The sequence below is a fragment of the Streptomyces hydrogenans genome, from assembly GCF_014656075.1.
Classification (GTDB): Bacteria; Actinomycetota; Actinomycetes; order Streptomycetales; family Streptomycetaceae; genus Streptomyces; species Streptomyces hydrogenans.
This window is the reverse complement of sequence record NZ_BNBS01000001.1, coordinates 123,715-145,447: the sequence shown is the minus strand read 5'-3', so window position 1 is coordinate 145,447 and position 21,733 is coordinate 123,715. Positions and strand designations below refer to the sequence as shown.

18 protein-coding genes are annotated in these 21,733 nt (G+C 75.0%); 11 read left to right on the top strand and 7 right to left on the bottom strand.

What is annotated here, in order from left to right; all coding sequences use genetic code 11:
- Nucleotides 1–112 precede the first annotated feature (112 nt).
- On the top strand, nt 113–1,162 hold the full coding sequence (locus IE321_RS00665) for a phosphotransferase (RefSeq protein ID WP_190221304.1): 1,050 nt from the start codon (nt 113–115) through the stop codon (nt 1,160–1,162).
- Nucleotides 1,163–1,198: 36 nt separating this feature from the next.
- On the opposite strand, the gene IE321_RS00660 is transcribed toward IE321_RS00665, so the two are convergent.
- On the bottom strand, nt 1,199–2,218 hold the full coding sequence (locus IE321_RS00660) for a LacI family DNA-binding transcriptional regulator (RefSeq protein WP_190221303.1): 1,020 nt from the start codon (nt 2,216–2,218) through the stop codon (nt 1,199–1,201).
- A 190-nt stretch (nt 2,219–2,408) separates the two neighbouring features.
- Here IE321_RS00660 and IE321_RS00655 point away from each other — a divergent pair, with 190 nt between their 5' ends.
- The 7 genes from IE321_RS00655 (at nt 2,409) to thpR (ending at nt 11,838) form a co-directional block, all read left to right on the top strand.
- Complete coding sequence (locus IE321_RS00655) at nt 2,409–4,601, top strand: discoidin domain-containing protein (protein WP_190221302.1); 2,193 nt, start codon at nt 2,409–2,411, stop codon at nt 4,599–4,601.
- A gap of 127 nt (nt 4,602–4,728) precedes the next feature.
- Nucleotides 4,729–6,912 carry a discoidin domain-containing protein gene (locus tag IE321_RS00650; RefSeq protein WP_190221301.1) on the top strand — a complete coding sequence of 728 codons (2,184 nt, stop codon included), beginning with the start codon at nt 4,729–4,731 and terminating at the stop codon, nt 6,910–6,912.
- A gap of 45 nt (nt 6,913–6,957) precedes the next feature.
- A complete protein-coding gene (locus IE321_RS00645; RefSeq protein WP_190221300.1) occupies nt 6,958–8,049 on the top strand; it encodes a DUF1996 domain-containing protein in 1,092 nt (363 codons plus the stop codon).
- 85 nt (nt 8,050–8,134) lie between these two features.
- Nucleotides 8,135–9,541 (top strand): GH1 family beta-glucosidase, encoded by a 1,407-nt coding sequence (locus IE321_RS00640; RefSeq protein ID WP_190221299.1) that lies wholly within the window; start codon nt 8,135–8,137, stop codon nt 9,539–9,541.
- 181 nt (nt 9,542–9,722) lie between these two features.
- Nucleotides 9,723–9,893: a hypothetical protein gene (locus IE321_RS00635; RefSeq protein ID WP_190221298.1), complete on the top strand. Its 171-nt coding sequence runs from the start codon at nt 9,723–9,725 to the stop codon at nt 9,891–9,893.
- Between the two features lie 132 nt (nt 9,894–10,025).
- The gene (locus tag IE321_RS00630; RefSeq protein ID WP_190221297.1) at nt 10,026–11,111 is read left to right on the top strand and encodes a hypothetical protein; all 1,086 of its coding nucleotides are present in this window, start codon (nt 10,026–10,028) and stop codon (nt 11,109–11,111) included.
- 118 nt (nt 11,112–11,229) lie between these two features.
- Nucleotides 11,230–11,838, top strand: a complete 609-nt coding sequence (gene thpR, locus IE321_RS00625) for an RNA 2',3'-cyclic phosphodiesterase (RefSeq protein WP_190221296.1) — start codon at nt 11,230–11,232, stop codon at nt 11,836–11,838.
- On the opposite strand, the gene IE321_RS00620 is transcribed toward thpR, so the two are convergent.
- Nucleotides 11,825–12,685, bottom strand: a complete 861-nt coding sequence (locus tag IE321_RS00620; RefSeq protein WP_190221295.1) for a maleylpyruvate isomerase family mycothiol-dependent enzyme — start codon at nt 12,683–12,685, stop codon at nt 11,825–11,827. The two genes, thpR and IE321_RS00620, sit on opposite strands and share 14 nt — an antisense overlap.
- Before the next feature lie 140 nt (nt 12,686–12,825).
- Here IE321_RS00620 and IE321_RS00615 point away from each other — a divergent pair, with 140 nt between their 5' ends.
- Nucleotides 12,826–13,467 carry an ankyrin repeat domain-containing protein gene (locus IE321_RS00615; protein WP_190221294.1) on the top strand — a complete coding sequence of 214 codons (642 nt, stop codon included), beginning with the start codon at nt 12,826–12,828 and terminating at the stop codon, nt 13,465–13,467.
- Here the strand turns inward: IE321_RS00615 and IE321_RS00610 are convergent.
- Nucleotides 13,441–14,541, bottom strand: a complete 1,101-nt coding sequence (locus tag IE321_RS00610) for an Lrp/AsnC family transcriptional regulator (RefSeq protein WP_190221293.1) — start codon at nt 14,539–14,541, stop codon at nt 13,441–13,443. The genes IE321_RS00615 and IE321_RS00610 overlap by 27 nt on opposite strands.
- 119 nt (nt 14,542–14,660) lie before the next feature.
- On the opposite strand from IE321_RS00610, the gene IE321_RS00605 reads away from it, so the two are divergent.
- Nucleotides 14,661–15,869 carry a M20 metallopeptidase family protein gene (locus IE321_RS00605; protein ID WP_043222328.1) on the top strand — a complete coding sequence of 403 codons (1,209 nt, stop codon included), beginning with the start codon at nt 14,661–14,663 and terminating at the stop codon, nt 15,867–15,869.
- A complete protein-coding gene (locus IE321_RS00600) occupies nt 15,866–17,308 on the top strand; it encodes an MFS transporter (protein WP_190221292.1) in 1,443 nt (480 codons plus the stop codon). Before IE321_RS00605 ends, IE321_RS00600 begins: the two co-directional genes overlap by 4 nt.
- 20 nt (nt 17,309–17,328) lie before the next feature.
- Here IE321_RS00600 and IE321_RS00595 read toward each other — a convergent pair whose 3' ends face one another.
- From IE321_RS00595 to IE321_RS00580, 4 genes are read right to left on the bottom strand one after another with little or no spacing between them, the layout of a single operon-like run.
- Entirely contained in the window at nt 17,329–18,033 is a 705-nt protein-coding gene (locus tag IE321_RS00595; protein WP_190221291.1) for a sulfite exporter TauE/SafE family protein, read from the bottom strand.
- A complete protein-coding gene (locus IE321_RS00590) occupies nt 18,030–19,382 on the bottom strand; it encodes an MFS transporter (RefSeq protein WP_226652469.1) in 1,353 nt (450 codons plus the stop codon). The genes IE321_RS00595 and IE321_RS00590 overlap by 4 nt, the downstream gene beginning before the upstream one ends.
- Nucleotides 19,379–20,224, bottom strand: a complete 846-nt coding sequence (locus IE321_RS00585; RefSeq protein ID WP_190221290.1) for an SDR family NAD(P)-dependent oxidoreductase — start codon at nt 20,222–20,224, stop codon at nt 19,379–19,381. The genes IE321_RS00590 and IE321_RS00585 overlap by 4 nt, the downstream gene beginning before the upstream one ends.
- Complete coding sequence (locus tag IE321_RS00580) at nt 20,221–21,618, bottom strand: flavin-containing monooxygenase (RefSeq protein WP_190221289.1); 1,398 nt, start codon at nt 21,616–21,618, stop codon at nt 20,221–20,223. Before IE321_RS00580 ends, IE321_RS00585 begins: the two co-directional genes overlap by 4 nt.
- Nucleotides 21,619–21,733: the final 115 nt, after the last annotated feature.

The window sequence follows — 21,733 nt, the reverse complement described above, 5'->3', positions numbered from 1 at the left end:
GCGGGCGAACCCCGCAACGTGCCGAAGCGGGCCCGGGGCAGCCGCCCCGGGCCCGCCGCGGCCGGGGCGTTCCGCCGCTCCTTCCCAGACCCCCACGGACGAGGAGAAACCCATGGCCGCCTCCGCCGCACCGCACTCCGGAGCCGACCCCACCCCCACCCCGCCCGCCGAGGCAGGCACCGACGACGTCGGTGCCCGGCTCGCCCGGGTCCTCGGCCCGGTGCGGATCGTGCGGACCACGGCGCTCGCCGGAGGGCTCTACAACTCCACCGTGCTGGCCGAACTCGCCGACGGGCGGCGGCTGGTGCTCAAGACCGCCCCCAGGGCCGGTACGCCCGCCCTCACCCACGAGCGGGACCTGCTCGCCACCGAGGCCCTCTTCCACCGCCTCGCGGGCCGGGCGGGGGTCCGGGTCCCCACGGTCCTCCACCACCAGCCGGCCGGACCGGACGACCCCGCCGAGTGGCTGCTCCTCGACCACCTCGACGGCACCACCTGGGACGCCGCCCGCGCCGGTCTCACCCCCGCCGACGGCGCCGCGCTGCGCCACCGACTGGGGGAGCAGCTGGCGCGGGTCGCGTCCGTCACCGGACCCGCCTACGGGTATCCGCGCCCCGAGCTCGGGCTCCGCGCGCCGGACTGGCCCGGCGCGTTCACCGCCATGCTCCGCGCCGTGCTCGCCGACGCGGAGCGGTTCGGCGTCGGCCTGCCCGTCCCGGCCGGGCGGCTCGCCGCGCTGCCCGCCCGGTTCGCGCACCGGCTGGCCGAGGTGGAACGGCCCGCGCTCGTCCACTTCGACGCGTGGGCGGGCAACCTCGTCCTCGACCGGGACGGGGACGGGCCGTGGCGGCTGGCCGGCCTCATCGACGGGGAGCGGGCCTTCTTCGGCGACCCGCTGGCGGAGTTCGTCGGGCTCGACCCGCTCGGCCGCGCCGAGGACGACCCCGACCTGCTCGCCGGCTACCGCTCCGTCGCCCCCCTCCCGCCCCTGGACACCGGGGCCCGGATCCGCCTCGCCCTCTACCGCGTCCACCTCGCCCTCGTCATGCGCGCGGAGTCCGTACCCCGCGGCTACGAGGGCGCGTTCGCGCACTGGCTCGACACCTGGTCCGCCGAGCACCTGACCGCGCAGCTCGCCCTGCTGGACGCCCTGGAGGAGTGATCCGCGGCCGCGCCGCCCGGGTGGGGGACGCCGCGGTCAGGCCGACTCCCGGACGACCAGGACCGGTTCGAAGAGCTTCGAACCGGTCTCCGGCGTGCCCGTGTCCAGGTGGGTGAGGAGCAGCCGGGTCATCGCCGCGGCCATCTCCTCCACCGGCTGCCGGACCGTCGTCAGCGGGGGCGCGGCCGTGTGCGCCGCCACCGAGTCGTCGAAGCCGACGACCGCCACCCGTCCGGGCACCGCCACGCCCCGCTCCGCGAGGTAGCGGCAGGCGCCGCGGGCCATCAGGTCGTTCGCCGCGAACACCGCGTCGATGCCCGGGTCCCGCTCCCACAGCCGGGCCATCGCGTCCCGGCCGCTCTCCTCGGTGAACCGGCCCCGCTCGACCGGCACTTCGCCCGCGCCCAGGGCCGTGAGCGCGGCCGTGAAGCCGTCCAGCCGTTCGCGGGCGGTCGGTGCCGTCACCGGCGCCGCGATGGTCGCGGGGCGCCGCCGGCCGGCCGCCCACAGGTGCTCGGCGGCGATCCGGGCTCCCGCGGTGTTGTCCAGGTCCACCCAGCCGCAGCGGACGCCGCTCCTCGGGCGTCCGAAGAGCACCGTGGGCAGTCCGGCCCCGACCAGCATCCCGGGCAGCGGGTCCTCCTCGTCGAGCGGCACCACCAGCGCGCCGTCGGCCCCGCCGCGCCGCAGGTACTCCACCAGCTGCGCCCGGGCCGGCTCCGACTCCGCGACCAGCAGCACGGGCTGCACCGCGCGCTCGCGCAGCACCGGGAGCACGCCGTCGACGACGCGGCCGAAGAAGGGGTCGGAGAAGAGGCGGGCGGTGAAGGACCCGCCGGTCGCCGACAGAACCAGGGCGACCGCGCCGGTGCGCCGGGTGACCAGGGAGCGGGCCGCCTGGTTGGGCGCGTAGCCGGTCCTGGCGACGGCCGCGAGGACCGCCTCCTGGATCTCCGGAGCCACGTTCCGCACGCCGTTGACCACGCGGGACACCGTCGCGCGTGACACCCCCGCCTCGCGCGCGACGTCCTCGAGCGTCGGACCTCGATTCCCCATCCACGCACTTTATCGGTGTGGGGTGTCCGCTGGCTGGGCCGTCCGGGAGGGACGCGCCCGTTTTCCGATCGATGCTTAATGCAAGTCAAAAGAAAAGTCGTGTCACATGGCTTGACCGTCAACTCCGGCCCCGTGCAAGGTTTCGGAGAGCGCTCTCCCATGTGTCCGTCACGTATCACCGAGGAGATCCATGTCCTCCGTTGGGTCCCCGCCGCCACGTCGGCGCCCCGCATCCCCCCTCCGCCGTTCCACGGCCGGCGCCCTCGTCGCCGCCCTGGCCGGCACCCTGCTCGCGGTCGTCCCCACGACCGCCGCGCAGGCCGCCGAGACCCTGCTCTCGCAGGGCAGGACGGCCACCGCCTCCACCCTCGAAGGAGCCGTCTTCCCCGCCTCCGCCGCCGTCGACGGCGACCTCGGCACCCGCTGGGCCAGCCAGTGGCAGGACGCGCAGTGGCTCCAGGTCGACCTCGGCGCCAGCAAGCAGCTCAGCAGGGCCGTCCTCACCTGGGAGGCCGCCTACGGCAAGAGCTACGAGATCCAGGCGTCCGACAACGGCACCGACTGGCGCACCGTCACCGCCGTCTCCGCCGGGGACGGCGGCACCGACGAGGTCGCCCTCTCCGGCTCCGGCCGCTACGTCCGCATGAACGGCCTCACCCGCGGCACCGGATACGGCTACTCCCTCTGGGAGTTCCAGGTCTACGGCTCCACCGACGGCACCGGCCCCACGCTGCCCGGCGGCGGCGACCTCGGCCCCAACGTGCACGTCTACGACCCGTCCACGCCCGGCCTCCAGGCCAAGCTGGACACCGTCTTCCAGGAGCAGGAGTCCGCCCAGTTCGGCGCGGGCCGCCACGCCTTCCTCCTGAAGCCCGGCACGTACAACGGCCTCAACGCCCAGCTCGGCTTCTACACCCAGATCGCCGGCCTCGGCGTCCGCCCCGACGACACCACCATCAACGGCGACGTCACCGTCGACGCCGGCTGGTTCAACGGCAACGCCACCCAGAACTTCTGGCGCGGCGCCGAGGGCCTCGCCCTCAACCCGGTCAACGGCACCGACCGCTGGGCCGTCTCCCAGGCCTCCTCCTTCCGCCGGATGCACGTCAAGGGCGGCCTCAACCTCGCCCCCAACGGCTACGGCTGGGCCTCCGGCGGCTACATCGCCGACTCCAAGATCGACGGCCAGGTCGGCAACTACTCGCAGCAGCAGTGGTACACCCGCGACAGCACGATCGGCGGCTGGTCCAACAGCGTCTGGAACCAGACCTTCTCCGGCACCGAGGGCGCGCCCGCGACCTCCTTCCCCGAGCCGCGCTACACCACCCTGGACACCACCCCGATCTCGCGCGAGAAGCCGTACCTGATCTGGGAGGACAACCAGTACAAGGTCTTCTCCCCGGCCAAGCGGACCAACGCCCGCGGCACCACCTGGGCCAACGGCGCGCCGCAGGGCGAGAAGATCCCGCTCAGCCAGTTCTACGTCGTCAAGCCCGGCACCACCGCCGCGACCATGAACCAGGCCGTCCAGCAGGGCCTGCACCTGCTCATCACGCCCGGCGTCTACCACGTCGACCGGCCGATCGAGATCAACCGCGCCAACACCATCGTGCTCGGCCTCGGTCTCGCCACGATCATCCCGGACAACGGCGCCGCCGCGATGAAGGTCGCCGACGTCGACGGCGTCCGCCTCGCCGGCTTCCTCGTCGACGCCGGCCCGGTCAACTCCCCGGTGCTGCTGGAGCTCGGCCCGCAGAACTCCGCCACCGACCACGCCGCCAACCCGACGACCGTCCAGGACGTCTACATCCGCATCGGCGGCGCCGGTCCCGGCAAGGCCACCACCAGCATGGTCGTCAACAGCGACGACGTCATCGTCGACCACACCTGGGTCTGGCGCGCCGACCACGGCGACGGCGTCGGCTGGGAGACCAACCGCGCCGACTACGGCGTCCGCGTGTACGGCGACGACGTCCTCGCCACCGGCCTCTTCGTCGAGCACTTCAACAAGTACGACGTCGAGTGGTACGGCGAGCGCGGCCGCACCATCTTCTACCAGAACGAGAAGGCGTACGACGCCCCGAACCAGGCCGCCATCCAGAACGGCGCCACCAAGGGCTACGCCGCCTACCGCGTCGACGACTCGGTGAACACCCACGAGGCGTGGGGACTCGGCAGCTACTGCAACTACAACGTGGACCCGACCATCGTCCAGGACCACGGCTTCAAGGCGCCCGTCAAGCCCGGGGTGAAGTTCCACAGCCTCCTGGTGGTGTCCCTCGGCGGCATGGGCCACTACAACCACGTCATCAACGACACCGGGGCCTCCACCATCCCCGCCGGCACCTCCACCGTGCCCTCCACCGTCGTCAGCTTCCCGTGACGACCCGCCGGGGCGCGGCGCCCGACGCCGCGCCCCGGCCCTCCCACCCCTTCCGGGCGGCGATCCGTCCCGCTGCGCCGCCCGGAAGGCACCCCACTTCCCCCCTCGCGCCCGTAAGGGAGCCGTCATGCCCGCGCACACCGTCGCCGGACCCGTCCGGCCGATCCGCCCCCGTACCCGCACCGCCGCCTCGATCGTCTCGCTCGGGGCCCTGCTCGCCACCTCGCTGACCGCGCTCACCGCCGCGCCCGCCTCCGCCGCCGAGACCCTGCTCTCGCAGGGCAGGACGGCCACCGCCTCCTCCACCGAGGGCGCCGGCTTCCCCGCCTCCGCCGCCGTCGACGGCGACCCCGGCACCCGCTGGGCCAGCCAGTGGAGCGACGGCCAGTGGATCCAGGTCGACCTCGGCCGCACCGCCACCGTCAGCCGGATCGTGCTGAACTGGGAGGCCGCCCACGCCACCGCGTACGACATCCAGCTCTCCGACAACGGCACGGACTGGCGCACCGTGAAGTCCGTGACCGGCTCCGACGGCGGCACCGACGAGATCGCCGTCTCCGGCACCGGACGCCACGTCCGCCTCCAGGGCGTCACCCGCGCCGGCGGGTACGGCCTCTCCCTCTGGGAGTTCAAGGTCTACGGCGAGGAGGGCGGCACCCCGCCCCAGGGCGGCGGCGCCGTCCGCGTCACCGGGAGCCAGGGCAACTGGCAGCTGACCGTCGGCGGCCAGCCGTACACCGTCAAGGGCGTCACCTGGGGTCCGGCCGTCGCCGACGCCGGCCGCTACATGCCCGACGTGAAGTCGCTGGGCGTCAACACCATCCGCACCTGGGGCACCGACGGCTCCACCAAGCCGCTCCTCGACGCGGCCGCCGCCCAGGGCATCCGCGTCATGAACGGCTTCTGGCTCCAGCCCGGCGGCGGCCCCGGCTCCGGCGGCTGCGCGAACTACGTCACCGACACCACGTACAAGACGAACATGCTGAACGAGTTCGCGAAGTGGGTCCAGGAGTACAAGTCCCACCCGGCGACCCTCATGTGGAACGTCGGCAACGAGTCCGTGCTCGGCCTCCAGAACTGCTACTCCGGCACCGAGCTCGAAGCCCAGCGCAACGCCTACACGAGCTTCGTCAACGACGTCGCCAAGAAGATCCACACCATCGACCCCGACCACCCCGTCACCTCGACGGACGCGTGGACCGGCGCCTGGCCCTACTACAAGCGCAACGCCCCCGACCTCGACCTGTACTCGATGAACGCCTACGGCGACATGTGCGGCGTCCGCGAGGACTGGGAGCAGGGCGGCTACACCAAGCCGTACCTCATCACCGAGACCGGCCCGGCGGGGGAGTGGGAGACCCCGAAGGACGCCAACGGCGTCGCCGACGAGCCCACCGACGTGCAGAAGGCCGAGGGCTACACCCGCGCCTGGAACTGCGTCACCGGCCACCGGGGCGTCGCCCTCGGCGCCACCGTCTTCCACTACGGCACCGAGCACGACTTCGGCGGCGTCTGGTTCAACCTCCTGCCCGACGGCCTCAAGCGGCTCTCCTACTACGCCCTCAAGAAGGCGTACACGGGCAGCACCGCCGGCGACAACACCCCGCCCGTCATCTCGAACATGACCGTCACCCCGTCCGGATCCGCCCCGGCCGGCGGCGAGTTCACGATCCGCGCCGACGTCCGCGACCCCGACGGCGACGCCGTCACCACGAAGGTCTTCCTCAGCGGCAACTACGCCAACGGCGACAAGCGGCTCCTGGAGACCCCGCACCGTCGCAACGCCGACGGCTCCCTCACCGTCACCGCCCCCGAGAAGCTCGGCGTGTGGAAGGTGTACGTCCAGGCCGAGGACGGCCGCGGCAACGCCGGCATCGAGACGAAGTCGATGAAGGTCGTCGCCCCGCCGGTGGCCGGCACCAACCTCGCCCAGGGCCGCACCACCACCGCCTCCTCCTTCCAGGCGTCCTACGGCGACTGCCCCTGCCCGGCCGGCAACGCCACCGACGGCAACCCGAACACCCGCTGGGCCAGCGACTGGGCCGACCCGCAGTGGATCCAGGTCGACCTCGGCTCCGTCCGCGCCTTCTCCCGCCTCCAGCTCGTCTGGGACCCGGCCTACGCCCGCGCCTACGAGGTCCAGGTCTCCGACGACGGCCAGAACTGGCGCACGATCCACACCCAGACCGCCGGCAACGGTGACATCGACACCATCGAGGCAGCGGCCACCGCCCGCCACGTCCGCCTGCACCTGACCGCACGCGGCACCGGCTGGGGCTACTCCCTCCACGAGTTCGGCGTCTACAGCTGACCGGCCCGCACCACCCCTTCCTCCCACCCCACTGAGGAGATCCCCATGAGATCGAGTCCGAAGCGGCTCTCCGTACTCCTCGTCAGTACGGCCCTCATCGCCGGTGCCCTCGGCATCGGCACGATGGCCCAGGCCACCGACCCGGCCGCCGGCATCCCGCCCGCCGTCGCCGCGGCCGCGAACCACGTCGGGCACCAGATGGCCGCCTCCACCCAGGCGTCGGGCGACGACGCCGACGGGGACGGATACATCCCCGCAGTCCCGCCGGTCACCGGCGTCACCCCGTCCACGGACACCCCGCCCCCGGCCTACCACCACGAGTTCCAGGCCGGCTGCTCCGTCACCCACACCGCGCCGGACGACCCGATCGTCTACCCCGGCCAGTTCGGCAAGTCCCACGACCACACGTTCATGGGCAACACCTCGACGAACGCCGCCAGCACCACCGCCTCCCTCTACGGAGGCGCCACCACCTGCAAGGCACCCGCGGACGCCTCGGCGTACTGGATGCCCTCGCTCTACAACGGCGACCAGAAGATCCTGCCCGTCGGCCCGCAGGTCATCTACTACAAGGCCGGCGTCACCGACTACCGCAGCGTGCGCCCCTTCCCCAAGGGGCTCCGCTTCGTCGTCGGCAACCCGATGCAGACCGAGCAGGAGTTCCGCGCCCACAAGGGGTTCGTCGAGGGCTGGGAATGCGGTGACAGCTTCTTCAACACCGACATCCCGGCGAGCTGTCCGAGCCGGCCCGACGTCCAGCTCAACCTGCGCATGCAGGCCCCCAGCTGCTGGAACGGCCTCCACCTCGACACCCCCGACCACAAGAGCCACATGGCGTACCCGGTCGTGAAGCCCGGCACCAACGACAACATGTGCCCGGCCTCCCACCCGGTCGCCCTGCCGATGATCGAGTTCAAGATGGCGTGGCCGGTCAACGGCGACATGAGCCGGGTCCGGCTGGCCAGCGGCCGCGGCTACTCCTTCCACTACGACTTCTTCAACGCGTGGGAGGAGCGCACCCTCAAGGCCCTCGTCGACCACTGCATCAACGGCGGCCTCCAGTGCGACACCCGGGGCTTCGACCTCTACCGCCCCGAGCGCGGCACGGTGCTGGACGCCGACCACCGCCTGCCCTGATCCCCGTCCACCCCGCACCGGGGCGGCCCGGACGCCCGTCGCGGCGCCCGGGCCGCCCCTGCGCGGCCTCCCGCCCGGAGTTCCCATGCCTGCCCACGACCGCTTCCCCGACGACGACGCCCTGATCGCCCGCCTCCCGCCCGACTTCCGCATCGGCGCCGCCACCTCCGCCTACCAGATCGAGGGCGCCGCCGCCGAGGACGGCCGCACCCCCTCCATCTGGGACACCTTCAGCCGCGTCCCCGGCGCGATCGACAACGGCGACACCGGGGACACGGCCTGCGACCACTACCACCGCATGCCCGAGGACGTCGCCCTGATGGCGGACCTCGGCCTCGACACGTACCGCTTCTCCGTCTCCTGGCCCCGCGTCCAGCCCGGCGGCAAGGGACCGGCCAACCCGGCCGGACTCGCCTTCTACGACCGGCTCGTCGACGCACTCCTCGCCCGGGACATCACCCCCTGGCTCACCCTCTACCACTGGGACCTCCCCCAGGAGCTCCAGGACGCCGGCGGCTGGCCCGCCCGCGACACCGCCCACCGCTTCGCCGACTACGCCGCGCTCGTGCACGACCGCCTCGGCGACCGCGTCAGCCACTGGACCACCCTCAACGAACCGTTCTGCTCCGCCGTCCTCGGGCACGTCGAAGGCGTGCACGCCCCGGGCGGACGCTCCCTCGCCGACGGCGTCGCCGCCGTGCACCACCTGCACCTCGCCCACGGACTCGCCGCCCAGCGGCTGCGCGCCGACGCCCGCCGCCCCCTCGACCTCGCCGTCACCCACCTGCTCGGCACCAGCGCCCCGGCCGGCGACGACCCCGCCGACCGAGAGGCCGCCCGCCGCGCCGACGCCTTCGGCTTCCGCTTCTACCTGGACCCGATCCTGCGCGGCGCCTACCCCGAGGACCTGATCGCCGACCTCGCCGCGCACGGCGTCGAGATCCCCGTCCGCGACGGCGACCTCGCGGCCATCGCCACCCCGATCGACACCCTCGGGGTCAACTACTACCGTTCGATGCGGAGTTCGGGCACGGACGAGAGCGGCGCCACCGTCGACGCCCACGGCCTGCCGGTCACCCGCGGCCTTCCGCACGGCGGCCTGCCCGTCACCGGCCTCGGCTGGGAGGTCATGCCCCACGACCTCACCACCCTGCTCCTGCGCATCGCCCGCGACTACCCCGGCACCCCCCTGGTCATCACCGAGAACGGCGCCGCCTACGACGACGTCCCCGACGCCGGCGGGTACGTCGACGACCGGGACCGCACCGCCTACCTCTCCGCCCACCTGGCCGCCGTCGCCCGCGCCCGCGAGGCCGGCGCCGACGTCCGCGGCTACCTCGCCTGGTCGCTCCTCGACAACTTCGAGTGGGCCTACGGCTACGCCCAGCGCTTCGGGCTCGTCCGCGTCGACTACGCGACCCAGCGGCGCGTGCCCAAGCGCAGCGCCCACTGGCTCCGCGACACGGCCCGCCTGCTGCGCGCGGGGTCCTGAGACCGGGACGACGCACACGGCCGGGTGCCGGGACGACGCAGGGCCGGGCGCGGGGGGACCGGTCTTGCGGGCGGCCCGGGCGGGGCGGACGATGGAGACGGGGCGGTCCTCACCGCCACCGGCGGCACCCGGCCCGCCCTCCTTCTCCCGCCCGCGCGTGCAGGACCGAAGGAGAGACGCCATGGCCGAAGAGCAGGCCGACCCGCTCGCCGCCTGGACCGCACGACTGCTCGGTCTCGGCACCGGGATCTCACCCGAGGACGCCGACGCGTTCGTCCGCGACCTCTACGCCCACGCGCAGTCCGACCTCGACGAGGAGCGTGCCGAGGCCGACTTCGTCCGCGAGGAGTAGCCCCGCCGGTCCCCGCGCGCGCCGGTGACCGGCACGCCGCCGATCCGGTGGGAACCGGCCGACCCGGCGGGAACCGGCCGCTCCGGCCGCTCGTGTAACGGAGGACGAGTGTGCCGAGGAGAGGGAGACGCGGTGGCGGCCAACGACACGAGGATCGAGGGGAACACCCTGCTGCTGGGCGACGGGGTGCGGGTGCGCTTCATCCGCACCCTCCGGCTGCCCGAGACCGGCACCCACCGACTGCCCCCGGGTCTCGGCGAGTTCCCGCTCCGCCGGGTCGAGGACCACCCCGACACCGTGCCCGAGCAGTGGCGCGCCAAGGGCGGGGTGATGCTGCCCGTCTACCTCCGCGAGGCGATGTGGCTCAGCTTCGCGGGCAGCCCGGAGCCCTCGGCCCTCCAGGTCGGCGTCGGCAAGGTCTGCGCGATCTCCGGCGAGAAGTGGACCGGGAAGCTGTCCCGGCGCCCGCAGAACTACGTGGTGCTGCCCCGCCAGCCGTGGCTGGACGGCATCAACTCCGGCAAGGGCACGGTGCGCCAGTTCGTCGCCGTCCCGCTCGGCATGGGCGCGACCGTCGAGGGCCAGGTCACCGGCGAGGAGACGGTCGGCGGACTCCAGCTCCAGGCCTTCCCGCTCGCCCCGAAGCCCCGCGCCGCCTGGCGCGAGGAGCAGCGGCGGCTCGCCGAGGAGCGACGGCGGCTCGCCGAGGAGCGGGCCTACGACCGCGCCGCCCACCCGCCGCCGTACGGCGCGGCGCCCATGGCCGCCTACGGCGCCCCGCCGCCGATGCCGATGGCCGCCCCGGCGAGCGCGCCGCCCGCGCCGGGAGCGGCCATGGGCATCGGCGCGGGCGGTTCCATGCGGCAGGAGGTGTACCAGGACGACCGCAGGGCCCGGGACTGGTCCGACACCCCGGAGGCGCGCGTCTTCGTCCACCTGGTGACTCCGCCCGAGTGGCGCCGCATCACCGGTGAGGAGCCCCCGCCGTCCCCCGTCGACCGCGCCGCCTACACGCGCGCGGGCCTGCCCTGGTACGACTACTTCGACGCCGACGGCACCGACCTCGCCCCCTCCGACGTCCTCGCCGACGTCAAGCCCGTGGGGGAGTGGCTGGGCGACGACCTCGACCCGTGGACCCCGCCGGCCCCGCACCAGATCAAGCCGCTCGGCCCGCCGTCGACGCCCCCGGGCGTCCCGGTCGCCGTCGGCGGCTGGTGATCCCGCCGGGCGGGTCCCGGTACGGCGCCGGCGCGGCGCTCCCGTACCGGACCCGCCCGGCGCGGCGTACGGGGACCCGCCCGCACGGCGCCGGCGGCGGCACGGTACGAATCGCTCTGTGAACGACACGACCCAGCCCGCCACCATCCGCGTCTTCATCGCCCTGGCGCCGCCCGACGACGCCAAGGACGAACTCGCCCGGGCCCTCGCCCCCGCCTACGCGGCCCACCCCGGGATGCGCTGGAACCGGATCGAGGACTGGCACATCACCCTCGCCTTCCTCGGCGAGCTGCCCGTCGCCACCGTGCCCCTGCTCCACCACCCGCTCGCGGAACTCGCCGCCGCCCGCCGCCCCCTCGACCTGTCCCTCCGGGGCGGCGGCCACTTCGACTCCCGCGTCCTGTGGAGCGGCATCGCCGGCGACGTCCCCGGCCTCCACCGCCTCGCCGACGACGTGCGCGCCCTGGTGAAGGAGGCCGGGATCCCGTACGAGGGCCGCCCGCTGCGCCCGCACCTGACGCTCGCCCGGGCCCGCCGGGGCGACCTCACCGGCATCCCGGCGGCCTCCGGCGTCCTGGACGGCTTCGAGGGACGGTCGTGGCCGACCGCCCGGCTCCACCTGGTCGGCAGCGACTACGCCCGGGGCCCCGCGCCGGTCCGCTACCAGGACCTGGTCTCCTGGCCGTTCACGGGTGGCGGCGCCGGGCCCGGTCTCAGGGCGCGGTGATCAGTTCGCTGAGCCGGGTCGCGAGCCAGGGCCTGCGGCCGCCGGCCCGCATCCGGCCCAGCGCGACGGCCTTCCACATCGGCATCCGGCCGAAGGAGACGAGCAGGAAGGCCGTCGGGGCCGCCGTGATCCGGCAGTCGTAGGCACGCGGCGGCGCGTCCCGCGTCACGGTGGCGGCGCCGTCCTCCACCACGACGGCGAGCCGGGGCCCGCCCTTCAGGGCCAGGTCGAAGGCGATCCGCACCCCCTTCGCCTTCTCGGCGTCCAGGGCGAGCGGCATCATCGTCACCATCGCCTGACCGATCACCAGCGACGCCTCCGCCGCGCCGACGGACCACGGCCGGCCCGCGCCGCGCGCGATGTCCAGGCCGTGCACGAGGGTCTCGCTGAGCAGCAGCCCCGTCGCCGCCGCGAGCGGGACGGTCCGTCCCGGCCCGTACCAGGGGGAGGGGACGGGCAGGTCGGGCGCGAGCCCCTCGGAGTGCCGCAGGAAGGCCGCGCCGCGCTCGGCCAGGATCGCGCCGAGCCGCTTCCGTTCGGCCCCGGCGACGAGTCCGACGGACAGCGCGTTCACCGCGGCGATCCGCTTCCCGAAGGTCGTGTCCTCCCGGGGCAGCAGGGCGTCCCAGTCGACGCCGCCGTCGGCGGAGACGGCGGAGCCGTAGGCGAGGTACACGGCGGCGAGATGCGCGCCGACGTCCCCGACGGACCACGCGGGCACGCCGGAGGGCACCTCCAGGTCGTCGATCCCGCCCAGCAGTTCCACCAGCCGCCCGAGGGCGGCCTCCAGCGCGGCGCGGGTCCGCTCGTGCTCGGCCACCGGGTCGTACGTCGTGACGTCATCCATGCGATCTCCCCCAAGGCTGTGGACGGGCCCGCACGTTACCGCCCGGTAGCCTGCGGGGGACAGGGCCCGCGCATCACGAACCGGACACTCTCGGGGCGACGCCTGGCATCCGGCCCCGTCCTCCGGCGATGATCATCCCCATGGACGAGCGAGGAGGGCCGACGGAGCACGCCGACCGGCTGGCCGCGGCCGTGCTGGCCGGGGACGCGGCGGAGACGGAACGGCTGCTGCGCGAGGGCCTCGCCCCGGACACCCCCGGCGGCGACCGGCGCACGGCCCTCGACCACGCCTCCTTGGCGGGCGACCCCGGGATCGTCGGAGCCCTGCTCCGGGCGGGCGCCGACCCGGGACAGCTCATCGGGGAGTACGACGGGGACCAGACGCCGCTCACCATGGCCGTGGGCTGGGGGCGCGCCGACACCGCCCGGCTGCTGCTCGCCGCCGGCGCGCCCACCGGCCCCCAGACCCGGTTCGGCTGGCTGCCCCTCGTCCACGCCGCCACCTGCACCCACGGGGACCCGCTCGCGCTGATCGACCTGCTCCTGGAGCACGGCGCCGACATCGAGGCGAGGCAGCGGGACCTGACCGCGCTCGAATACGCGGCCGGCATGCCTCGCGCCGACGTCGTCCACCACCTGCTCGCGCGGGGCGCCACCCCCACGCTCCTGGCCCGCGACCGCGCCGTGCGCTGGGGCGCCCGGCGGAACCCCGACCGGGAGGCCGTCTTCCGGGAGATCGTCGCCGCCCTCGGCGCCTCAGCCGCCGCCCGCCGGGCCCGCTGACGGAGCCGCCGTACGCGGGGTGCGCAGCCGGTCCAGGAGCGCCGCCTCGGCCGCCGCCGAGCCGGCGTCGCTCCACTGCCCCAACGGCACCGCCCGCAGGTGCCGGCCCCGCGGGTCGAGCAGATGGCCGCCCAGCTTCATCGGCCACAGCGTCAGCGCCCGGTCCGCGACCGCCAGTTCGGGGAACCGCTCGGTCAGCCGCGACTCGAAGGGGGCGATGTCGTCCACCGACCGCAGCCACGCCGCCAGCAGCAGGTTGTACGGCCCCGACAGCGAGGCGCAGAGCCGGATCTCCCGCAGCGCGCTGATCCGCTCCGCCAGCCGCGGCGCCCGGCTCTGCGGCACCGCCGCCCACAGCGACACCGACACCGGCCAGCCCGAGAGCGCCCGCGCCACCTCGCAGCGGTACACCAGCGCGTGCTCGGCCTCCAGCCGGTCGAGCCGCCGCCGGACCGTGGTGGGACTGAGCCCGGTCCGCTCCGCGAGCCGCGCCGCCGACTGCCGGGGATCCTCGCTCAGCACCCGCACCAGGTCCAGGTCCCGCCCTTCGAGCAGCCGGCCGCCGGCCGGCCGGGAGGGCGCCGGCCGGTCCGGGCCCGCGAGTCGGCGCCGCTGCTCCTCGGTCAGCCGGTCGAGCCGCCACCGGCTCCCCTCTGCGTGCAGGGTCGTCGCCACCTGCGTGCGCGAGGCGGCCACCCCGTCGAGCGCGCCCAGCCGGAAGCCCACGTACCGGGCCAGCTCGGCCTGGTCGGCGAAGACGGCGGTGACCAGCAGGTCCCGGCCGCCGCTGACGTGCTCCAGATTGAACACGTGCGGATCCTCGGCGATCTCCGCCGCGACCTCGTGCAGCCGCCCCGCGACGCAGTCCACCTCGACGAAGGCGACCACGGCAGGGGCCCGTGCCCGCACCGCCGGATGGACGCTGATCCACGCGTGCCCCTCCCGGGTCAGCCGCGCCCAGCGGCGCGCCACCGTCGACGCGTCGAGCCCCAGGGCCTCGCCGACCGTCTGCCAGTCGGCGCGCGGCGCCACCTGAAGGGCGGTCACCAGCAGATAGTCCAGCTCGTCCAGCAAGCCCAGCACCCCGCTCCCGACGCCGTGGCGAACGGCTCATTCGCGCAAACGATCACCCCGGAGCGGCGGATCCCTGCATGCGGACGCCGTTCATCGGGCGGATCGGCACTATACCCGCCATGTTCACGCACAGCGACGCCCTTGCCCACGCCGACACCCTCATCCCCCTGCGGCACGACCTCCACCGCGCTCCCGAACTCGGCCTCGACCTGCCGCTCACCCAGCGCCGGGTCCTCGACGCGCTCGCCGGACTGCCCCTGGAGATCACCCTCGGCGAGCGGCTCAGCTCCGTCACCGCGGTCCTGCGCGGCGGCCGGCCCGGCCCCGCAGTCCTGCTCCGCGGCGACATGGACGCCCTCCCCGTCCAGGAGGACACCGGCGTCCCGTACGCCTCCGAGCTCCCCGGCCGGATGCACGCCTGCGGCCACGACCTGCACACCGCGGGACTCGTCGGCGCCGCCCGGCTGCTCGCCGCCCGCCGCGACGAACTCCCCGGCGACGTCGTGTTCATGTTCCAGCCCGGCGAGGAGGGCATGGGCGGCGCCGGCCTGATGATCGAGGAGGGCGTCCTCGACGCCGCCGGCGACCGCGTCGTCGCCGCCTACGCGCTCCACGTCACCTCGACCCTGCTGCCCACCGGTTACGCCGCCGTCCGCCCCGGCCCCATGCTCGCCGCCTCCGACTCGGTCACCGTCACTGTCCGCGGCGCCGGCGGCCACGGCTCCTCGCCGCACTCCGCCAAGGACCCCGTCCCCGCCCTCTGCGAGATCGTCACCGCCCTCCAGACGATGGTCACCCGCACCGTCGACGTCTTCGACCCGGCCGTCGTCACCGTCGGCTCCCTGCACGCCGGCTCGGCCGGCAACGTCATCCCGGAGACGGCCGTCCTGGAGGCGACCGTCCGGTCCTTCTCCACCGCCACCCAGGCCGCGGTCAGGGCCGGGGTCGAGCGCACCGTCCACGGCATCGCCGCCGCCCACGGCGTCGAGGCCGACCTCGACTACCGCGAGAACTACCCGGTCACCGAGAACGACCCCGCCGAGGCCGCCTTCGCGCTGCGCACCGCCCGGGGACTCCTCGGCGCCGACCACGCCTTCGAGGCGCCGCGCCCCCTCACCGGCTCCGAGGACTTCTCCCTCGTCCTGCGCGAGGTCCCCGGCGCCTACCTCGGCATCGGGGCCTGCCCGCCCGACCGCGACCCGGCCACCGCCCCCATGAACCACGCGCCCCAGGCCGTCTTCGACGACCGCGCCGTCCTCGACGCCGCCGTCCTGCTCGCCGAACTCGCCGCCCGCCGCCTCCAGGAAGCAGCCGAGGACCCCGCATGAGCACCACCGGCCACCCCGCCCCCGACCTGCCGGACACCACCGCCCCCGAGACCGGCTCCGCCTCCGTGCGCGCCGTCGTCGGACTCCTCGTCCTCTTCGAGCTGACCAGCGGCTTCCTCCAGGGCGGCATCGCCCCGCTGCTGCCGGAGATCGGGCGGGAACTGGGCGTTCCCGACGCCGACCTCACCTGGGTGATCTCCGCCCAGCTCCTCGCCGCCGCCGTCAGCGTCCCCGTCCTCGGGCGCCTCGGCGACCTCCACGGGCACCGCAGGGTCCTGCGCTGGGCCCTCGCGTCGATCGCCGTCGGCGCCCTCCTCGTCGCCCTCGCCCCGAACCTGCCGGTGCTGCTCGCCGGCCGCGTCCTCACCGGCCCGCTGGCCGCCCTGCTGCCGCTGGAGATCGCCCTCGTGCGCGACCGGCTCCCGCTCGGCCCGGCCCGCTCGGCCATCGCCCGCCTCGTCGGAGCCCTCGCCCTCGGCACCCTCCTCGGCGGCGTCCTCACCGGAGCCGTCCACGCGCTCACCGACGACGTCCGCCTCACCCTCCTCGTCCCGGCCGCCCTGGCCGTCGCCTGCGTGCCCGTCTCCTTCCTCGCCGTCCCCGAGTCGCGGCGCCTCGCCCGGGGCCGCCTCGACCGGCCCGGCGCCGCGCTGCTCGGCGCCACCACCCTGCTGCTCCTCTTCGGCGTCTCGACGGCCCAGGGCGACGGCCCCGGTTTCATCGCGCCGACCCTGCTCGGCCTCGCCGTGCTCCTCGGCGCCGTCTGGGTCCGCGTCGAGCTGCGCACCGCCGAACCGCTCGTGGACGTCCGGGCGCTGGCCGACCGCCGGGTGGCCCCGTTCTTCCTCTGCGCCTTCGTCTTCGGCGTCGTCTACTTCGGCGGCCAGGCGCCCGACGCCACCTTCCTCGCCGCCGACCCCGCCGCCACCGGATACGGCTTCGGCCTCTCCGCCCTGTCGATCTCCCTCGTGGCGCTCCCGGCGGCGGCGACCGCCGTCATCACCTCGTCCCTGACCGCGCGCATCGCCGGACGCGTCGGCTACGTCCCCGCCCTCGCCGTCTCCTTCGCCCTCGTCGCGGCGAGCTTCCTGACGACGGCCGCCCTGCACACGGCGCTCTGGCAGCTCGTCCTCGCGAAGATCCTCGCGGGCCTCGGTCTGGGCACCGCCCTCGGCGCCATGCCCACCGTGATCGCCGAGGCCGGCGACCCCTCCCGCACGGGCGTGACCACCGCCCTCTACAACAACGTCAAGACGCTCGGCGGCGCCGTCGCGGGAGGCGTCGTCGCCGCGATCCTCACCGCCTCCGTCACACACACCGACACCCCGTCGGAATCGGCGTACGTCACGGTCTGGCTGCTGTGCGCGGCCCTCTCCGCCGCGGCCGCCGCCCTGACCCTCGTCGCCCGCCGCGGCGGGGCCGGGACCTCCCGGCCCTGACCCGGCGGGGCCGGCCCCGCTCAGCCGACGGCCGTCGCGATCAGCGCCAGCGCGCCCGCCCGGGACACGGCGAGGACCCCGGTCCGCGCCGCGCCGGGGCTCAGCCGAGGGGCCAGCGCCATGCCCGCGACCGCGCCGCAGACGAGGGCGGCCACCGCGGGCCAGGACGGCAGGACGAAGCCCAGGACGGCGGTGGTGGCGACGTTCTGGACCAGGAAGAAGGCGTGCAGGGTGGCCCGGGACTCCTGCCCGGGCCACCCCGCGTTCGCCGCGTACAGGCCGATCGGCGGTCCGCCGACCCCGCCGACCACGTTCAGGCCGGCACTCGCGAGCCCGGCGCACCACGCCCCGGCCGGACGGCGCAGGAGCGGCCAGCGCACCCCCCGGCCGAGGAGCGCCACCCCCGCGAGCACCGCGCACCCGGTGGCGACGGCCAGCGCCCGGGTGTCCACGCCCCGCACCAGCCAGGCCCCCACCGGCCAGGCCAGCAGGGCGGGGACCAGCAGGCGCCCGGCGTCCCGGGGCCGGGCGTGCCGCCAGCCCCGCGAGAGCGGCAGCACCGAGGCGAGGACGGCCAGCAGCAGGACCGTCGGGACGCCCCGCTGCGGTCCGAGCAGCGCCACCAGCGCGGGCGCCGCCACCAGCGAGAAGCCCATCCCCGTGGCCGCCTGCGCGCACGCGCCGACGGCGACGGCGGCCAGGGCCGGCAGTTCGAGCCCGGTCACGCGGCCGGGTCCAGGGTGTAGCGCCGCTGGAACCCCAGGGCCACCGCCATCAGCACGGCCGGCAGGACGGTGAAGCCGACGAGCAGCGCGCCCAGTGCCGTACCGGACTGGGCGGCCGGCTCGGCCTCCGTGCTCGCCACGAAACCGCCGAGCGCCAGGACCGCCGAGTACAGATAGGGCCCGATCGCCGTACCGGTCGCCTCCGTCGCCGTCCACACCCCGGTGTACGCCCCCGCCTTCGACGAGCCCGCGGCCTCCGCCGCCGCGACCGCGTCCGGCACCATCGAGAACGCGAACAGCTGGAGCCCCGAGAAGGCCACGCCCATCACCATCACCACGGCGGCCGTCACGGCGACGCCGGCCGTCCCGTCGAGCGAGGCCCCCGGCAGCAGCGCCAGCGACCCCGCCGCGAACACGCCCTGCGACAGCAGCAGTCCGCGCTGCTTCCCGAACCGCCGCGACCACGCCGTCCACAGCGGGCTCGCGAAGAGCGCCGGCGCCAGGAACAGCCCCATGAACAGCGCGGTCAGCCCGGTGTCCTCGAAGACGTACGCGGTGACGTACGGCAGGGCCGCCAGGAACAGGTGCGTGGTCGTGCCGGTGAACAGGTACGACACCACCAGCGCGCGGTAGTCCCGGTCGCGCCACGCCACCCGCAGGTCGGCCACGGCCGCGTGCCCGGCCCGCTCGTCGGGCACCCGGAAGCCGCAGGCGTCGGTGAGCCGCCGCACCCCCACCAGCGCGACCGCCGCCGAGACCGCCATCACCGACGCCAGCAGCAGCGCCATCCGCGCGTAGTCGCCCCGGCCGCCGGCCGAGACCAGCGCCGGCGCGGCCACCCCGGCGCCCAGCAGCCCGAGCGTCAGCAGCACCATGCGGAACATGAAGACCCGGGTCCGCTCGTGGTAGCCGACCCGCAGATCGGACGGGGTCGTCAGATACGGCACCTGGAACCCGGCGAAGAGAAGATTGCCCACGGTGAACCAGCAGCCCACCCACAGCGCCGCCGACATCCCGGTCAGCGCCGGCGGGACGCTGAACACCGCCACCATCGAAACCCCGAGCAGCACCCCGGCGCGCATCATCCGCCGGCGGTGCCCGGTGCGGCGCGCCTCCCGGTCGGAGCGCGAGCCCAGGAGGGGATGGACGACGATGTCGACCACCTTGGGCAGCAGCAGCGTCAGCCCGGCGAGGAAGGCGGGTACGCCGAGCACGTCGGTGAGGAAGTAGAGCAGCAGCAGTCCCGGCACGGTGACCCACACGCCCATGCCGACGGAGCCGGAGGCGTACAGCGCGAGCGTCCCCCGGCCCGCCGGGCCCCGCGGCGGCGACGCGACCGGGGCGGTCACGACCGTCCGCCGTTCCGCCCGACCACGCCCGCGGCGAGCGACGCGCCCTCGAAGGCGCCGGCCGCGGCCCGCGCGGCCAGGGTCCTGGCCACGATCCGGTCGGTGAGCGCGGGCAGGTGCCGGGCCAGGAAGAACTCGACCGCGCCCTTGCGGGTGGTCGTCACGTCCCGCCGCGGCCGGACGGCCAGCGCGGTCCGGGCGAGCGCGTCGACGACGCCGTCCAGCGGCTCGTACACGCTCATCCCCTCCAGGGAGAGTCCCGCCGCCTTCGTCGCGTCGTGGATCGGGCTCCGGACGGCCGAGGGGTACACGCAGCTGACCGACACGTGGGTGCCCAGCTCCAGGCGCAGCGCGTCCGCGTAGGCGACCATGGCCCGCTTGGAGGCGCCGTACGCGGCGGCGAGCGGCAGCTGCATCACCGCCATCCGGGAGGCGACCATCACCACCCGCCCGCGCGCGGCGACCAGCGCGCCGACGCACGCGGCCGTCACCCGCCAGGTGCCCAGGAGGTTGATCTCCAGCTGTCGGCGGACCTCCTCGCCGGGGGCGTACTCGGCCGGCGCGGGCCCGCCGATCCCCGCGTTGTTCACCAGCACGTCGAGCCCGCCGAGGAGTTCCAGCGCCTCGGCGACGGCCGATGCCACCCCGGCGTCGTCGGTGACGTCACAGGCGAGCACCGGGAACGGCTCGTCGCCCGTCGGCCGCAGGTCGAGTCCGACGACGTGCGCGCCGGCCCGGGTCAGCCGCTCGCCGAGCGCGCGGCCGATGGTGCCGGAGGCGCCGGTGACGAGGATCCGCCGGCCGCGCGGGTCGTGGCGCCGGTCGAGGAAGGGGAGGGTCATGCGGATGCCTGCGCCTTCGGGGTCGGGGTGTGGACGGCGGAGCCGCGGGCGGCCCGGCGGACGCCCGCCCGGATCTCGCGGGGGAGCGCGGCGACGTACCGGTCGAAGTCGACCCGCATCATCGGCCGCCGGTCGCCCCAGCGGCGGACGGCGGCGGCGTGGGCCCGCGCGACGGCGGCCCGCTGCTCTCGCGGCGTCGGCAGGACGTAGCGGCCGCCGAGGGAGGCGACGGCCAGCTTGGCCTGCGCCTCGACGACGGGCAGCGCCGCGCCGGTGGACTGCATGAGGCCGACGAAGACGAGCGTCGGGTCGTCGAGGTGGAAGACCCGCTGGTAGAGCGGGAGCGCCTCGGGGTCCCCGCCGAGCCGGTCGGCGTCCAGGAAGGGGACGGTGACGCGGTATCCGGTCGCCCACACGATCACGTCGACGTCCTCGGCGGTGCCGTCGGCGAAGACCACCCGGCCGCCGTCGAGCCGTTCGACGCCGGGGCGGGCGACGACCTCGCCGTGGGTGAGGCGGTGCAGGATCGTGTCGCTGATCGTCGGATGGTCCTGGAAGAGGCCGCCGGCCGGGCGCGGCAGCCCGTACCGCTCGGGGGTGCCGACCGCGAGCCGCAGCACGGTCTGCGCGACGGTCTGCCGGAGCCGCCAGGGCAGCACGGCGAGCGCGCCGCCGGTCGCGTCGGCGGGGCGGCCGAAGAGGTACTTGGGGACGATGTGGGTGCCGCGCCGGGCGGACAGGAGCACGGGTCCCGCGGAGACGTACGAGGCGTCGACGGCGAGGTCCATGGCCGAGTTGCCCATCCCGACGACGAGCACCCGCCGGCCGGCGAAGGCTTCGGGGCTCCGGTAGTCGTGGGCGTGCAGCTGGGTGCCGTCGAAGGTGCCGGGATAGCCGGGGGAGGGCCACTTCGGGTCCCGGTTGTGGCCGTTGGCGACGACCACGGCGTCGTACGTGTCCGTGCCGCCGCCGGCCGTGACCTCCCAGCCCGCCCCGGTCCGCCGGACCGAGGTGACCTCGCTGCCGAAGCGGATGCGCTCGGTCACCCCGAAGGCGTCGGCGTACTCCGCGAGATAGCCGGCGACCAGTGCCGCCGACGGGAAGTCGGGCCACCGTGCGGGCATCGGGAAGTCGGCGAACTCGGTCCGCCCCTTGCTGGTGTTGAGGTGCAGGCTGTCGTACGCGGGAGAGCCGCCGCCCGCGTCGTCGCCCGCCCACAGGCCGCCGGGGCGGCTGCCGCGCTCCAGGACCGTGACGTCCAGACCCTCGTCGAGCAGCGCCTTGGCCGCGGCGAGACCCGCCGGGCCGGCGCCCACCACCGCCACCCTCGTCGACCCCGCGCCCGTGCCGCTGCGCACACCTGTGCCCACACCCGTGCCCACGCCGGAACCCATGAGCGCCCTCCCTTCCTTCGAGGGCGCTCATTCAATCGAATGATGGAGAGCGGGGCAATCCTCTCTGACCTGCGAATTCCTTCTCCAACAGCTGATTGAATCCGAGCGGACACGT